This window comes from Micromonospora sp. CNZ295, from assembly GCF_004217535.1.
Window position 1 is genome coordinate 447869 of sequence record NZ_SHKZ01000001.1, and the last position, 14875, is coordinate 462743.

The following is a 14875-nucleotide window of genomic DNA, read 5'->3' on the forward strand; positions in this document are numbered from 1 at the left end:
CACCTCCACCAGCGCTCCGGACCTCACCGCAGCACCTCCACCAGGGCGCCCACCGGTGCCTCCGCGACACCGAGCACCAGGGTCGGTACGAGCCCGACGGCGAGCGCGAGCAGCACCAGCGGGGCCCAGGCGGCGAGTTCGGCCCGCGCCACACCGGGGGCGAGCGGCTCCACCGCCAGGCTGGGCCGCCCGTGGGTCACCTGGCGCAGCAGGCGCAGGAAGTACGCGGCGGTGAGCGCCCCGCCGATCGCCGCGAGCGCGGCAAGGGTCAGCCAGAGCGGGCCGCCGACGCGTACCGCGGCGACCACGGCGAACGCCTCGCCCCAGAAGCCGGCCAGGCCGGGCAGGCCGAGCGAGGCGACGGCGGCGAAGCCGAGCAGCCCGGCCAGCCGGGGGGCCGTCTCACGCAGCCCGGACAGGTCGGCCAGTTCCCCGGTGTGCGCCCGGTCCTTGACCGCACCGGCGAGGAAGAACAGCAGGCCGGTGATGATCCCGTGTGCGACGTTGCCGATCAGGGCCGCCTGCAGGCCGGTGGCGGTGAGCGTGGCGACACCGAGCAGCACGAAGCCCATGTGCCCCACGCTGGAGTACGCGATCAGCCGCTTCAGCTCGGTCTGCGCCAGGCAGACCAGGGAGCCGACCAGGATCGCGGCGACCGCCAGCACGCCCAGCACCGGCGCGGCCCAGCGGGCGCCCTCGGGAGCGACGCCGACCGCGATCCGGATCAGCCCGTACGTGCCCATCTTGAGCAGCACCCCGGCGAGGATCACGCTGCCCACGGTGGGGGCCTGGGTGTGCGCGTCCGGCAGCCAGGAGTGCAGCGGCCACAGCGGACTCTTCACCGCGAAGGCGACCGCCAGCAGGGCGAACGCCGCGAGCTGGGTGCCCCGGGACAGCCCGGTACCGCCGGTGAGCGCGACGACGTCGGCGGTGCCGGCCGCGGCGACCACGACGAAGACGCCCACCAGCAGGAGCACCGAGCCGAACAGCGTGTAGAGCGCGAATTTGCGGGCCGCCCGCCGCCGGTCCGGCCCGCCCCAGCCGGCGATGACCGCGTACATCGGCAGGAGGACGACCTCGAAGAAGACGAAGAACAGCACCAGGTCGAGGGCGAGGAAGGTGCCGAGGATGCCCACCTCGACCGCCAGCAGCAACGCCACCAGGGCCCGGCCGCTACCGCCGTCCGGGACCTTCCACAGCGTGTATCCGCAGCAGAGCAGCGTGAGCAGCGCGGTCAGCACGACCAGGGGCCACGAGATGCCGTCGACGCCCAGGTGGAAGCGCAGGTCCAGGCCGGGAACCCAGGGCAGGTCCACCCGGTGCCACGGACGGACCGCCGGGGGCGTGGGGCCGTCGGACGTCCAGCCACCGTCCCGGCCGGCGGCCAGCGGCAGCGTGGCGAGCAGGGTCAGCGCGGCGGCGCCGACGCCGACCACCCGGGCCGCCCGGTCGTGCCGGGTCGCGGTGACCGCGAGCGCGCCGAGCGCCGGCAGCGCCAGGACCGCCACCAGCAGGAACTCGCCGAGGTTCACGACGCCACCTCGCTCGGATCGGCGGTGGCGTCCGACGCCACGCCCGTCAGGAGCCGCCGCCCGGTCACGCGACGCCCCCGATCAGCACGGCCGCCAGCCCGATCAGCAGCGCGCCGGCCAGCACGCCGGCCGCGGCCCGGGGCAGCGCGGCCCGGTGCAGCGCCGCCAGCGCCCCGCCGAGGCCGGACGCGGCCCGGCCACTGCCGGTGACGGCGCCGTCCACCACCACCTCGTCGGCGGTACGCGTGACCGCGGCGATCCCGGTCACCGGGCGTACGACCAGGGCGTGCTGGACATCGTCGAGCCGGAACGCGCGAGCGAACAGCGGCCGCAGCGGACCCAGCGCGGCGGCCGGGTCGGCGGCCGGGTCCCGCCGCCAGCGGCCCCAGGCGAGCCCGGCCCCGAGCGCCAGCAGGGCGAGCGGCAGCAGGACCGTCGGACCGACGTGCACCAGCGGCTCCGGCGGCAGCAGGTCCGACGGCCGCTCGGGGGTGGCCGGGACGAACGGCTCCAGCCGCCCGGCGAAGCCGCCGGAGAACCCGGCGAGGCCGAGCAGGGCGGCCGGAACGGCGAGCAGCAGCACCGGCCACCGCAGCACCGCGGGCGGATCGTGCGGCTGCACCAGCGGTGTGCGGGACTCGCCGAGGAACGTGCGGAGCAGGAGCCGGGTGGCGTACCAGGCGGTGACCGCGACGCCGATCAGGCCGGCCAGCCAGACCAGCCAGCCCACCCAGGCCGGCGCGGGGCCGCCGTGCAGCGCGGCGTTCTCCGCGGCGTACAGGACGTTGTCCTTGCTGAAGAAGCCGGAGAACGGCGGCAACCCGGCCAGCGCGCCGAGCCCGACCACCGTGCACCAGAAGGTCACCGGCATCGTGCGGCGCAGGCCACCCATCCGGGACATCAGCGTGGTGCCCACGGCGTGGATCACCGCACCGGCGGCGAGGAAGAGCAGCGCCTTGAAGGCGGCGTGGGTGAGCAGGTGGAACAGCGCCGCGTCGGGCGCCCCGACGGCCAGGGCGCCGGTCATGTAGCCGATCTGGGAGACCGTCGACCAGGCGAGCACGCGTTTGATGTCGTCCTGCGCGGTGGCGGCGAACGCGCCGAGCAGCAGGGTCACCGAGGCCATGACGCCGAGCACGGCCAGCGCGACCGGCACCTGCTCGAAGAGCGGGAACAGCCGGGCGACCACGTACACGCCGGCGGCGACCATCGTGGCCGCGTGGATCAGCGCGGAGATCGGCGTCGGGCCGGCCATCGCGTCCGGCAGCCAGGTGTGCAGCGGGAACTGGGCGCTCTTGCCGGCCACCCCGGCCAGCAGGAGCAGGCCGGCTGCGGTGAGCGTGCCGGTGGCGTGGTCGTGGGCGAGCACGTCGGCGATCCGGAAGCTGCCCGCCGAGACGCCGAGCAACGCGATGCCGAGCAGGAAACCGACGTCACCCACCCGGGTGACCAGGAACGCCTTCACCGCGGCGGCGGGCGCCTCCGGCAGCCGGCGGTCGTGGGCGATCAGCAGGTACGAGCAGATGCCCATCACCTCCCAGCCGACCAGCAGCAGGATCAGGTCGCCGGAGACCACCACCAGCAGCATCGCCGCGGTGAAGAGGCTGACCTGCGCGGCGTACGGCGGGTAGCGGTGGTCGACGTCCACGTCGTCGTGCGGGCCGCGCTTGAGGTAGCCGACCGAGTACACCTGCACCGCGAGGGCCACCGCGGTGACCGCGACGGCCACCAGCGCCACCGTGCCGTCCAGCCGGACGCCGAGGGTGACCGCCAGCCCACCGAGATCGATCCAGGTGCGCGACGCCTCGGCCGGTGCGTCCAGCGTGGCGAGCAACGCCAGCGCGAGCGCCAGGGACACCGCCGCGCCGGTCACGCCCAGCGCGATCGCCGCCCGCCGGGCCGGGCCCTCGCCGGTGGTCGAGCCCCGGGGCGAGGGCGGCAGGAGCAGCCCGACCAAACCGGCCACCAGAGGTACGGCGGGCAGCAGCGCGCCGAGCAGGGCTGGTGTGCTCACCGGGTCTCCTCCGTCGACGCGCCGCCGGCAACGGCCGGGACGGTCGCGGCCGGCGGCTCGCTCAATGGCACCTCGTCCACCGCGACGCTGGCCCGGAGCCGGTAGAGCTGGAGGACGATGGCCAGCCCGACGCCCACCTCGGCGGCGGCCAGCACGATCACGAACAGCGCGAAGACCTGGCCGCCGTGCGGCAGCTGGGACCGGACCGTGGTGTCGGCGGTGACCAGGATCAGGTTCACCGCGTTGAGCATCAACTCCAGCGCCATCAGCACCAGTACGGCGTTGCGGCGGCGCAGCACGCCGTACCCGCCGAGGCCGAACAGCAGCGCGGCCGTGACGTACGGGATGACCGGCCTCACCGGGACCGCCCGATGTCCGGCCGGGACAGGATGATCGCCCCCACCAGGGCGGCGAGCAGCAGCACCGACAGCACCTCGAACGGCAGCACCCAGCTGCGGAAGACCTGCTCGCCGATGCGGTCCGCGGTGCCCGCCGCCGGCAGCTCCACCGCCGACCACCGGTACGCGTCGACCAGCAGCGCGGCCAGCCCGAGCCCGCTGCCGCCGCCGATCAGGGCGGCCGGCCAGCCCGGCCGGTCCAGGTCGTCCGAGGCCCCGATCGGGGCGCGGGTGAGCATCACCGCGAAGAGCAGCAGCACCACCACCGCGCCCACGTAGATCAGCACCTGCACCCAGGCCACCAGCTCGGCGGTGAGCACCAGGTACATCCCGGCCACCGCCCCGAGGCAGACCACCAGGTAGAGGCCGGCCCGGACCAGGTGCTTCGTGGCCACCACCAGGGCGCCGGAGCCGACGGCCAGCGCGCCCAGGGCGAGCAGCAGCGCGTCCGCGGCGGTCACGGGGTGGCGCCTTCCCCGTCCCCGGTGGCGCCGCCGGCGGGACGGCGCTCGGGGCGTACCGGTGGGGCGGCCGGACGGGCGGCGGGGCCGGCCGGGACCGCGGCCTTGCGCGCGGCGGCGGTCTCCTCCTTGGCCGGCTCGCCGTTCGGGTCGTGGGCGGGCGGCGGCGGGACGGTGCCCATCCACTCCCCCAGGTGCTCCTTGTCGTGGAGCAGGTCCTTGATGTCGTACTCGGCGTACTCGAACTCGGGGGTCCAGTAGAGCGCGTCGAACGGGCAGACCTCGACACAGATGCCGCAGTACATGCAGAGCGAGAAGTCGATGTCGAACCGGTCGAGCACGTTGCGCTGCCGGGGGCGGGCCGCGCCGGGAACGGCCACCTCCTCCTTGTGCGAGTCGATGTAGATGCACCAGTCCGGACACTCCCGCGCGCAGAGCATGCAGACCGTGCAGTTCTCCTCGAGCAGCGCGATCACGCCGCGCGAGCGCGGCGGCAGCGCGGGGGCGACATCCGGGTACTGCTGGGTGGTCGAGCGCCGGGTCATCGTCCTCAGCGTGACCGCGAGCCCCTTGACCAGGCCCGCGCCGGGCAGGCCGCGCTCGCCGGCGTCCGGGCCGTCGCGCTCGCTGGGGTCGGTCATGCCGACCATCCTGCCCTGTGCCCTCGGCGCGCGCGACCACCACCCGGCCATCCCGGCCGGATCACGCCCCGGTCCCGCTGGCGCCTCCCGGAGCGGGCGGCAGCATCTCGACCCCGAGCTGCTGAAGGAGTTGGAACAACTCGTTGCAGCTCCAGACGTCCACGATCCGGCCGGCGGCGTCGAAGCGCAGGAACGTCGCCCCCGAGTAGCTGACCACCTGGCCGGTCGGCGGCACCGGTCCGAACCGGCCGGCCTGGGTGCCGGCCGCGCGCCAGTGCACGGCCACCCGGTCGCCGCCCGCCACCAGGTCCACGATCTTGTAGCGCAGGTCCGGGAAGGCCGACCGGCGGTCCCGGTGCCAGGCCAGCGTGGCCGCCGGGCCGGTGCCGCCGCCGAGGCCGGGGCACTCCGGCGCGACCAGCTCGTACGCCGACTCCTCGCGCCCGGCGTTCCACACGTCGGCGACGAACCGCCGCGCCGCCGCCTCCACATCGGTCACCGCGGCAGCGTAGCCCCGTTCGGCGGTCGGCGGGCCGGTCGGGTGCGCAGCGGCCATGATGGGAGGCCAGGCACCGCGAACGGAGGGGACGGCGTGACCGAGGACCGGACAGCGACCAGCAACGACGAGGTGCTCCTGCGCACCGGCGGGAAGTACGTGGAGCCGGGCGGCGAGTTCACCCGAGACCAGCGCTACATCGCCACCCGGATCACCGCCGACGCGCGGAACGGCTGGCCGGTGGAGCCGGGGCGGTACCGGCTGGCGGTGAGCCGGGCCTGCCCCTGGGCGAACCGGCTGATCATCGTCCGGCGGCTGCTCGGGCTGGAGGAGGCCATCTCGATGGCGGTGGCCGGCCCGACCCACGACAAGCGGAGCTGGACCTTCGATCTGGATCCGGACGGCCGGGACCCGGTGCTCGGCATCGAACGGCTGGCGGAGGCGTACTTCAAGCGCTTCCCCGGCTACGACCGGGGCATCACCGTGCCCGCGATCGTCGATGTGCCGAGCGGGCAGGTGGTGACCAACGACTACGCGCAGATGAGCCTCGACCTGTCGACGGAGTGGACGGCCCACCATCGCGACGGCGCGCCGGACCTCTACCCGGAGCGGCTGCGCGACGAGATCGACGAGGTCAACGCGCTCGCCTTCGCCGACGTCAACAACGGCGTCTACCGCTGCGGGTTCGCCGGCAGCCAGGAGGCGTACGAGCGGGCGTTCCGCCGGCTGTTCGACCGGCTGGACTGGTTGAGCGAGCGGCTGGCCGGCCAGCGGTACCTGGTCGGCGACACGATCACCGAGGCGGACGTGCGCCTGTTCACGACGCTGGTCCGCTTCGACCCGGTCTACCACGGCCACTTCAAGTGCAACCGGAACAAGCTGACCGAGCTGCCGGTGCTGTGGGCGTACGCCCGGGACCTGTTCCAGACTCCCGGCTTCGGCGACACGATCGACTTCGACGACATCAAGCGGCACTACTACGAGGTGCACCGGGACATCAACCCGACCGGCATCGTCCCGCTCGGCCCCGACCTGTCCAACTGGCTGACCCCGCACGGCCGCGAGGACCTGGGCGGTCGCCCCTTCGGCGACGGCACCCCACCCCCGCCACCCCCGCCGGCGGAACGCGTCGACCCGGCACACACCCCGCTGGGCTGACCACCCGCACCCGGCGACGGTCAGAGGGCGACGCGGACCGCTGCCGTGAGGACGAGTTGCGCCAGCGACGCGGGGACCAGGACCAGCCAGCAGAGGCGCTGGAGCTGGTCCTCGCGCAGGCGCGGGTAGGTCACCCGGAGCCAGATGATCACGAAGCTGACAGCGGCCACCTTGAGCAGCGTCCACAGCCAACCGAGCTGGGCGTCGGCGAACGGGCCCTGCCAGCCGCCGAGGAACAGCACCGTGGTGAGCGCGGCGATCACCACGATGCCCACGTACTCGGCGAGCAGGAAGAACGCGAACCGCAGCCCGGTGTACTCGGTCAGGTACCCGAACACCAGCTCCGAGTCCGCGATGGGCATGTCGAACGGGGGACGCCGGATCTCGGCCAGCCCGGCGACGAAGAAGACGACCATCGCCGGGGCCTGCCAGAGCAGCCACCACGGCTCCCACGCCTCGACGATGCCGGGGAGGCTCAGCGTGCCGGCCGCCATCGCCACCGACGCGGCGGCGAGCACCAGCGGCAGCTCGTAACCGAGCAGCTGGGCGGCGCCGCGCAGCCCGCCGAGCAGGCTGTACTTGTTGGCCGACGCCCAGGCCGACATCAGCACGGCCACCACGCCGACGCCGACCACGGCCAGCACGAAGAACAGCCCGATGTCCAGTGGTTGCGCGACCAGGTCGCCCGGCCCGAGCGGGATCACCAGCAGCACCAGCAGGTAGGGCACCAGGGCGACGACGGGGGCCAGCCGGAACACCGGGCGGTCCGCCTGCCGGGGCGTCACGTCCTCCTTCTGCACGAACTTCACGCCGTCGGCGACGAGTTGGGCCCAGCCGTGGAAGGCGCCGGCGTACATCGGGCCGAGCCGGCCCTGCATGTGCGCCATCACCTTGTGCTCGGCCTGGCCGACCAGCAGCGGCAGGGTCAGGAAGGCGACCAGCACGCCACCCACCCGCAGCAGCAGCTCCAGCCAGAGCGGCATCAGGACGCACCTCCGTCGTCGTCGGCCCGCTCGGTGGCCGCCGGGCCGCGGGCCGACGGCCGGTCGGCCGGCGGACCCGAGCGGGCCGGACCGTCGCCCGGCCCGCCGGTGGCGCCGGGCAGCGGACCGGTGCCCGGCGCGGCCGGCCGGTCGCCGCGCGCGGCCGGCTCGGCCTGCGACCCGGCGTCGGGGGGACCGGCCGCCGCGTCGGCCCGACGCGGGTCGGCCGGTGCCGGCCCGTCGGCGGTGTCGGTCGGGCGCGGGGTACGCGGCGGGCGGGCGCCCGGAGCGGGTCGGGCGGGCCGTTCCCGGGCCGGCCGGGCCGGCACCCCGCCGCGCGGGCCCTCTCCGGCGCCGGCGGCTCCGGCCGGTGTGGGCGTCGTGCCCCACTCGCCGGGGGCGGGTACGCCGGGCGGGCGGATCGGGCGGCGGCCACCACCGGCCTCGGACTCGCCGGGCTCCTTCGCGCCCGGCCACGGCTTGGCCACCCGGGAGGCCAGGACGAACTCCTTGCGCAGCGGGTGTCCCTCGAACTCGGGGGGCAGCAGCAGCGGCTTCAGGTCGGCGTGCCCGGCGAAGTCGATGCCGAACATCTCGTGTGTCTCGCGCTCGTGCCACGCCGCGCCGGGGTAGACCCCGACCACCGAGGGGACCGTCGGCGTCTCGCGGGGCACCCGGGTGCGCAGCAGCAGGCCGTGCCGGTGCGTGGTGGACCACACGTGGGCCACCACGTCGAAGCCGCCGGCCAGCTCGTCGACGGCGGACAGCCAGTCGAAGAAGTCGCACGCCAGGTCGCCGTCGTCGCGGGCCGCGCGCAGCGCCTCGACCCAGCTCGCCGCCGGTACGTCGACGGTGGCGCGGGCGTGCGCCTGGCCACCGGAGACCGACGTGGTGACCTCGGCCGGTGCGAGCAGCGCGGCCAACCGCTGGCCGACCTCGTCCGGAGTCATGCCGCTGATCCTACGGACCCGCCCGGCGCCCGGCCCGGGCCCGGAGCCTCCGGTCGGCGGGATCTCGCCCATTCGCCGTCGCCGGGTCCGCGCGCGGGCGAAGATGAGAGCCGTGCGGGCTGTGACTGTCACCCCTGGCGTGGCCGACTCCCTGCGGCTGGTCGAGGACCATCCGGAGCCGGCGCACGAGGAGGGCGCGATCCTGGTCGAGTCGCTGGCGGTGGGGATCTGCGGCACCGACCACGAGATCATCGAAGGCCACTACGGCGAGGCGCCGCCCGGGACCGACCAGCTCGTGCTGGGCCACGAGTCGCTCGGCCGGGTGCTGGAGGACCCGACGGGCACGCTGGAACCCGGGGACCTGGTGGCGGCGATCGTCCGCCACCCGGACCCGGTGCCCTGCCCGAACTGCGCGGTGGACGAGTGGGACATGTGCCGCAACGGACGGTTCACCGAGCACGGCATCAAGGCGCTGCCGGGCTTCGCCCGGGAACGGTGGCGGGTCCAGCCCCGGTTCGCGGTCGGGCTGGACCCGGCGCTGTCGCGGGTGGGCATGCTGCTGGAGCCGACCAGTGTGGTCGCCAAGGCCTGGGACCACATCGACCGGATCGGGCACCGCGCCGAGTGGCAGCCGCAGAGCGTCCTGGTCACCGGCGCGGGGCCGATCGGGCTCCTGGCCGCCCTGCTGGCCAGCCAGCGCGGCCTCGCCGTGCACGTGCTCGACCTGGCCACCGAGGGTCCGAAACCGAAGCTGGCCACGGCGCTCGGTGCCACGTACCACTCGACGCCGGTCAACGACCTCGACTTCGAGCCGGACGTCGTCCTGGAGTGCACCGGCGCGCCGTCCGTCGTCCTCGACGTGATGTGCAAGGTCGGGCCGAACGGTGTGGTGTGCCTGACCGGCGTCTCCAGCGGCGGCCGGAAGATCACCTTCGACGCCGGCGCCCTCAACCGCACCCTCGTGCTGGAGAACAACGTGGTCTTCGGGTCGGTGAACGCCAACCGCCGGCACTGGGACCTGGCGGCCGCCGCGCTGGGCAAGGCCGACCCGGCGTGGCTGAGCTCGCTGGTCACCCGCCGGGTGCCGGTCGACGCGTACGCCGAGGCGTACACCAACCAGCCGGACGACATCAAGGTGGTGCTCGAGTTCGCCTCCTGAGCGTGCCCGCCCGCCCGTCCCTCCGTCACAGCCGTCCGTTGCGGAACACGTCCACGAAGAGCTGGTGGTCGGCCCGGGTACGGGCGCCGTACGTGTGCGCGAAGGCGACCAGGTGCTCGACGAACCCGTCGGTGTCGTCCCCCACCGCGGCGACGATCGCCTCCTCGGTGGAGTAGTCGACCAGGTCGTGGCTGGACTCGTCGTCGGCCACCGAGTGCATCCGGGCGACCGCGTGGCCGAGGTGGCCGAGGACGCCGGCCAGCTCCTCCGGCTCGTTGACGTCGGCCCAGTCCAGGTCCGCGGCGTACGGGGAGACCTCGGCGACGAGCTGCCCCACCCCGTCCAGCTCGGTGAAGCCCAGCCACGGGTCCGCGTACGCCTGGAGGGCCCGCTGCGACTCGGCCGTGCGGTGCCCCTGGTGCCGGAAGTAGCCACGGACCGTCTCGTCGGTGATGTGCCGCGCCACGGCCGGCACCTGCGCCTGCTTCATGTAGAGAACGACGTCGTTCTCCAGGGCCTGGGTGTGCCCCTCCAGCAGCAGGTTGTAGGAGGGCAGCCCGGCGGAGCCGATGCCCACCCCCTTGCGGAGCACCACGTCCTTGATCTGGGCGGCCACCGGGCGCAGCTGCGCGGCCGACGGCGGCCGGGTGGACAGGTACGCCTCGTAGGCGGCACAGACCCGGTCCCGGGTGTCCCGGTCGATCTCGAAGACACCGTCGCCCAGGGAGAACCGCCGCTCGTAGTTGTCGATGGTGGTCTGTGCGGCCAGCAGCTCCACCCGGGTGTTGAGCCGGGCCTGCTGGAGCACCCGCAGCAGCACGCCGTCGGCGGTGTCCAGCGTGATCGAGCCGATCGCGTCGTCGCCGCCGGTGGCGATGCCGCGCAGCTCGGCCAGGTAGCACCGGGCGAACACGCCGACCAGGTCGCTGATCGCCGCGTCGGAGAGCGCCTTGGCGTAGCCGAGCAGCGCGACGCTCGCCGCGAAGCGCTTCAGGTCCCACGAGAAGGGACCGACGTACGCCTCGTCGAAGTCGTTGACGTTGAACACGAGCTGCCCGGAGGCGTTCATGTAGGTGCCGAAGTTCTCCGCGTGCAGGTCGCCGTGGATCCACACCCGGCTGGTCCGCTCGTCCAGGAACGCGCCGTCGGCGAAGTCGCCGCGCTGGTCGGCGTAGAAGAGCGCGGCGCTGCCCCGGTAGAAGGCGAACGGTGACGCCGCCATCTTGCGGAACTTGCGGCGGAACGCCGCCGGGTCGGCGGCCATCGACTCACCGAACTCCCCGGTGAGCACCTCGACGATGAAGGCGGAACGCTGCTCCGCGGCTTGGGTCATGGAGGGCACGCTAGCGCCCGCGCACCACCCGGACGTCGGCCGTCAGGACGAGGCGGGCGGACGGATCGGCGGGGCGGTGAGCGACTCCGCGGAGCGTGGCGCGGGCCCGTCGGCGGGCGGCGCGGCCACCGGCGGCGCGAGCCCGTCCGGGCGGGAGACGCCACCGATGCCGGACCCCTCGGCGGCGATCTTCTCCTGCAGCCGCAGGATGCCGTGCAGCAGCGCCTCCGGGCGGGGCGGGCAGCCCGGCACGTACACGTCGACCGGGATGAGCTGGTCGACACCCTTGGTCACCGAGTACGAGTCCCAGTACGGACCGCCGCAGTTGGAGCAGGCGCCGAACGAGATGACGTACTTCGGCTCCGGCATCTGGTCGTACAGGCGCTTGATCGCGGGCGCCATCTTGTCGGTGACCGTGCCGGAGACCACCATGAGATCGGCCTGCCGGGGGCCGTGTGCGAACGGGATCACGCCGAGACGCATGAAGTCGTGCCGGCTCATGCTGGTGGCGATGAACTCGATCGCACAGCAGGCGAGGCCGAAGTTGAAGACCCAGAGCGAATAGCGCCGGCCCCAGTTCAGCACGAACCGGATCGGCTCGCCCAGCACCGCCGGCAGCTGCACCTCGGGCCTCCCTCGCCTGTCTCCGATCAGACAGTCAACCACAGCGGACCGGCGACAACCCGCGCAACCGCCCAGGGCATCGACGCGGGTGAGGGAGGTCGGGCCGGGTGGCGGTGGTCAGGGCGTAGACCGGGCGGCGGTGGTCAGGGCGTAGACCGGGCGGCGGCCGTCAGGGCGCGGACCAGGTCGGGCGCTGGAGCAGGCCGACGAACTCGACGAGCAGCCGTTCGCGTAGCGCGGGCGGGGCGGCGTCGAGGAGCGTGTTCACCGTCGCCATCCGGTCCGGAAGCGGTCCGCCGCCGCCGAGGCCGAGGCCGGCGGCGAGCCCGGCGACCAGGTCCGGGGTGAGCGCCTCGGGGGTCAGCGAGCCGGCGAGGGCGCGCAGCTCCGGGGGGAGCACGACCGGACCGGCCGCCCGGGTCGCGGCGACGGCCTCGGCCAGGTCCGGACCGAAGCCGGCGACCTGCGGCGCGACCGACGCGGTGACCGTGAGGTGCACGCTCGGCGGCAGGTCGGCGTACGACAGCTGCGGCTGGGTGTGCCAGCCCCGGACCGCCAGCTCGTCGACGAGCACGAACAGGTCGAGCTCCGGATCGGTGGTGGTGAAGCAGACCACGCTGGATTCCGGCTCGGCCATCAGCCGCAGCCCGGGGACGCCCCGCACGGCGTCCGCCAGCCCGGCCACCGCGTCCCGGGTCAGCCTCGCCAGCCGCAGGTACCCGTCCTCGCCGAGGTGACGCAGGGTGGCGTACGCGGCGGCGATCGGCCCGCCGGACCGGGTCGAGGCGATCACCGGGTTGATCATCGTGTAGCCGGGCCAGTCGGCGTACGCGAAGTACTGCGGCGCCCGCAGCGCCGGGTCGCGGTGCAGCAGGACCGAGACGCCCTTCGGGGCGTACGCGTACTTGTGCAGGTCCACCGAGATCGAGGTGACCCCGGGGACGGCGAAGTCGAACGGCGGCACCGGTTCGCCGAGGCGACGCAGCCAGGGCAGGGTCCAGCCGCCGAAGCACGCGTCGACGTGGCAGCGCACCCCGGCGCGGGCGGCGACCTCGGCGATCCCCTCGACCGGGTCGACGACGCCGTGCGCGTACGACGGCGCGGAGGCGGCGACCAGCACGGTCCCGGGCCGGATCGCGGCGGCGACGGCGGCCGGGTCGGGGCGCAGCGTCTCCGCCGACACCGGCACGGTGTCCACGGCCACCCGCAGGTAGTGCCCGGCCTTGGCGAACGCGGCGTGGGCGCTGGCCGGCAGGACGATCCGGGGTTCGGTGATCTCCGGGTGGGCGTCGCGGGCCGCCTTGACCGCGAGGATCAGCGACTCGGTGCCGCCGCTGGTGACGCTGCCGACCACGTCCGGCGCCGTGGTGCCCGGCCCGCCGCCGAGCAGCCGCGCGGCGGCGCCGACCAGCGCGTTCTCCATCGCGAGCAGGGACGGGAAGGCGGTCGGGTCGAGCCCGTTGACGTGGGCGCTCAGGGCGTGCGCAGCGGTGGTGAGCTCGTCCAGCCCGGGCACGGCCGGGTCGTAGACGTACGCGAACAGCCGCCCACCATGAGTCGGCCGGTCCGCCCCCCGCAGCCCCCGGATCTCTTGAAGCACCCGCTCGGCGGGCACCCCGCTCTCGTCGATCATGGAGTTGTGGTGCCCTTTCTGGGACGATCAGCGGCTTCCGTCCCCACCACGACTCCATGATCGTCGGGAGCTGGGGTGGGGGTTGGGGCGGTGGGGGTCAGGTTGTAGGGGCGGAGGAGGAGGGTGGCTGTCGCCACCAGGAGGGCCGGGAGGACCGTGAAGCCGAGGAGGATGCCGAGGCGGGCGCTGTCCGGCTGGGCCGCCGCCAAGCCGGTGTCGGAGGAGACGTAGCCGGAGACCTGGAGCACGAGACCGAAGATGCCCGGCCCCAGCGCCAGGCCGAACGTCTCCCCCGCCGTCCACACGCCGGTGAACACGCCCGCCTGCCGCCGTCCGGTGCGCGCCTCGTCGTACGCGATGCAGTCGGGGAGCATGGCGAGCGCGAAGACCTGCTGGCCCGCGTACCCGACCCCGATCAGCGCGACCAGCAGGTAGATCCCGACGGCCGGGAGCACCTCGGCGGCGACCAGGGCCAGCGCGCCGACGGCGAAGATGAGTGACGCGGCGACCAGGCCGGCGAGCTTGCCGAACCGCCGCCCGACGCGGCTCCACAGCGGCATGACCAGCAGCGCCGGCCCGACGAAGCAGACGAACAGGACGGTCGGCCCGCCCTCCGGGTCGCGGAGGATCTGGGTGGCGAAGTAGTCCACCCCGGCCAGGATCGTCGCCACCCCGGCGGACTGGATCACGAAGCAGGCCAGCAGCGCCCGGAACGCCCGGTTGCGCCCCGCGACCGCGAGCTGCGCCCGCAGCGTCGGCTCGTTCTCGGTCACCGTGCCGGTCGGTGCGGAGCGGGTGCCGAGGAACGCACCGACCGCCCCGAGCACGATCAGCCCGGCGACGAAGAGGCCCATCCAGCGGTGCCCCGCGAGGCCGCCACCGCCCGCGTCCCGGACCAGCGGGGCCACCGCGCCGGAGACCAGGATGGCCAGCGCCAGCACCGCGATCCGCCAGGTCATCAGCCGGGTACGTTCGGCGTAGTCCCCGGTCAGCTCGGCCGGCATCGCGACGTACGGGACCTGGAAGAAGGCGAACGCGGTGGCGGTGACGAGGAAGGCCAGCGCCACGTACAGGCCGGCCGCGGGACCGCTGCCGAACGGCGCGGCGAAGATGGCCGCGAAGAGCAGGCCGAGCGCCAGGCCGGCACCCAGCAGGTACGGCCGGCGGGCACCCCACCGGGAGCGGGTGCGGTCGGAGATCCGGCCGGCGACCGGGTTGACCAGCACGTCCCACGCCTTCGGCAGCAGCACGAGCAGGGCCGCCACGCCGGCGGCCACGCCCAGGGTGTCGGTCAGGTACGGCAGCAGGAGCAGCCCGGGGACGGTGCCGAAGGCGCCGGTGGCGAAGGAGCCGAGCGCGTACCCGCCGTGCACCCGGCGGGGCAGCCCACCGGCCGGCACGGGCTTCCCGGCGAGCGCGGGGCCGCCGGACGGGCCGGCGGCGATCGGACCGGTCCCAGCCGGCGGCGCGTCCATGGCGCCGAATGTTACTCA

The 14875-nt window shown here is 74.4% G+C and carries 13 protein-coding genes and 1 pseudogene; 2 read left to right on the forward strand and 12 right to left on the reverse strand.

The window, feature by feature from the left end:
• Positions 1 to 23: 23 nt before the first annotated feature.
• The 6 genes from EV376_RS02115 to EV376_RS02140 all read right to left on the reverse strand — a co-directional run bounded on the left by EV376_RS02115 (position 24) and on the right by EV376_RS02140 (position 5545).
• Entirely contained in the window at positions 24 to 1532 is a 1509-nt protein-coding gene (locus tag EV376_RS02115; protein ID WP_130320465.1) for an NADH-quinone oxidoreductase subunit M, read from the reverse strand.
• A 64-nt stretch (positions 1533 to 1596) separates the two neighbouring features.
• On the reverse strand, positions 1597 to 3546 hold the full coding sequence (locus tag EV376_RS02120; RefSeq protein ID WP_130320466.1) for an NADH-quinone oxidoreductase subunit L: 1950 nt from the start codon (positions 3544 to 3546) through the stop codon (positions 1597 to 1599).
• On the reverse strand, positions 3543 to 3905 hold the full coding sequence (gene nuoK, locus EV376_RS02125) for an NADH-quinone oxidoreductase subunit NuoK (RefSeq protein WP_130320467.1): 363 nt from the start codon (positions 3903 to 3905) through the stop codon (positions 3543 to 3545). Before nuoK ends, EV376_RS02120 begins: the two co-directional genes overlap by 4 nt.
• Positions 3902 to 4405, reverse strand: a complete 504-nt coding sequence (locus tag EV376_RS02130; protein WP_130320468.1) for an NADH-quinone oxidoreductase subunit J — start codon at positions 4403 to 4405, stop codon at positions 3902 to 3904. Before EV376_RS02130 ends, nuoK begins: the two co-directional genes overlap by 4 nt.
• Complete coding sequence (locus tag EV376_RS02135) at positions 4402 to 5055, reverse strand: NuoI/complex I 23 kDa subunit family protein (RefSeq protein ID WP_130320469.1); 654 nt, start codon at positions 5053 to 5055, stop codon at positions 4402 to 4404. The genes EV376_RS02130 and EV376_RS02135 overlap by 4 nt, the downstream gene beginning before the upstream one ends.
• 52 nt (positions 5056 to 5107) lie before the next feature.
• On the reverse strand, positions 5108 to 5545 hold the full coding sequence (locus tag EV376_RS02140; protein WP_130320470.1) for an ester cyclase: 438 nt from the start codon (positions 5543 to 5545) through the stop codon (positions 5108 to 5110).
• A gap of 93 nt (positions 5546 to 5638) precedes the next feature.
• On the opposite strand from EV376_RS02140, the gene EV376_RS02145 reads away from it, so the two are divergent.
• On the forward strand, positions 5639 to 6700 hold the full coding sequence (locus tag EV376_RS02145) for a glutathione S-transferase C-terminal domain-containing protein (protein ID WP_130320471.1): 1062 nt from the start codon (positions 5639 to 5641) through the stop codon (positions 6698 to 6700).
• A 20-nt stretch (positions 6701 to 6720) separates the two neighbouring features.
• Here the strand turns inward: EV376_RS02145 and EV376_RS02150 are convergent, their stop codons facing one another.
• Together EV376_RS02150 and EV376_RS30650 are read right to left on the reverse strand one after the other, a co-directional pair.
• Positions 6721 to 7683 (reverse strand): complex I subunit 1 family protein, encoded by a 963-nt coding sequence (locus EV376_RS02150; RefSeq protein ID WP_130320472.1) that lies wholly within the window; start codon positions 7681 to 7683, stop codon positions 6721 to 6723.
• 350 nt (positions 7684 to 8033) lie between these two features.
• A pseudogene (locus EV376_RS30650) lies at positions 8034 to 8633 on the reverse strand (NADH-quinone oxidoreductase subunit C); the annotation flags it as partial.
• A 112-nt stretch (positions 8634 to 8745) separates the two neighbouring features.
• Between EV376_RS30650 and EV376_RS02160 the strand changes: the two are divergent.
• Entirely contained in the window at positions 8746 to 9792 is a 1047-nt protein-coding gene (locus EV376_RS02160; protein ID WP_130320474.1) for a glucose 1-dehydrogenase, read from the forward strand.
• Positions 9793 to 9817: 25 nt separating this feature from the next.
• Here EV376_RS02160 and EV376_RS02165 read toward each other — a convergent pair whose 3' ends face one another.
• The 4 genes from EV376_RS02165 to EV376_RS02180 all read right to left on the reverse strand — a co-directional run bounded on the left by EV376_RS02165 (position 9818) and on the right by EV376_RS02180 (position 14857).
• Positions 9818 to 11125, reverse strand: coding sequence for a DUF2252 domain-containing protein (locus tag EV376_RS02165; protein WP_130320475.1), 1308 nt, complete (start codon positions 11123 to 11125; stop codon positions 9818 to 9820).
• Between the two features lie 42 nt (positions 11126 to 11167).
• Complete coding sequence (locus EV376_RS02170; protein ID WP_130320476.1) at positions 11168 to 11749, reverse strand: NuoB/complex I 20 kDa subunit family protein; 582 nt, start codon at positions 11747 to 11749, stop codon at positions 11168 to 11170.
• A 169-nt stretch (positions 11750 to 11918) separates the two neighbouring features.
• Positions 11919 to 13382 (reverse strand): aminotransferase class V-fold PLP-dependent enzyme, encoded by a 1464-nt coding sequence (locus EV376_RS02175; protein ID WP_130320477.1) that lies wholly within the window; start codon positions 13380 to 13382, stop codon positions 11919 to 11921.
• Positions 13379 to 14857, reverse strand: a complete 1479-nt coding sequence (locus tag EV376_RS02180; RefSeq protein ID WP_130320478.1) for an MFS transporter — start codon at positions 14855 to 14857, stop codon at positions 13379 to 13381. Before EV376_RS02180 ends, EV376_RS02175 begins: the two co-directional genes overlap by 4 nt.
• Positions 14858 to 14875: the final 18 nt, after the last annotated feature.

What these genes read in the sequence shown, in the direction of transcription:
- EV376_RS02180 (WP_130320478.1), bottom strand. Translation starts at nt 14,857, where the DNA reads ATGGACGCGCCGCCGGCTGGGACCGGTCCGATCGCCGCCGGCCCGTCC.
- EV376_RS02175 (WP_130320477.1), bottom strand. Translation starts at nt 13,382, where the DNA reads ATGATCGACGAGAGCGGGGTGCCCGCCGAGCGGGTGCTTCAAGAGATC.
- EV376_RS02165 (WP_130320475.1), bottom strand. Translation starts at nt 11,125, where the DNA reads ATGACCCAAGCCGCGGAGCAGCGTTCCGCCTTCATCGTCGAGGTGCTC.
- EV376_RS02150 (WP_130320472.1), bottom strand. Translation starts at nt 7,683, where the DNA reads ATGCCGCTCTGGCTGGAGCTGCTGCTGCGGGTGGGTGGCGTGCTGGTC.
- EV376_RS02135 (WP_130320469.1), bottom strand. Translation starts at nt 5,055, where the DNA reads ATGGTCGGCATGACCGACCCCAGCGAGCGCGACGGCCCGGACGCCGGC.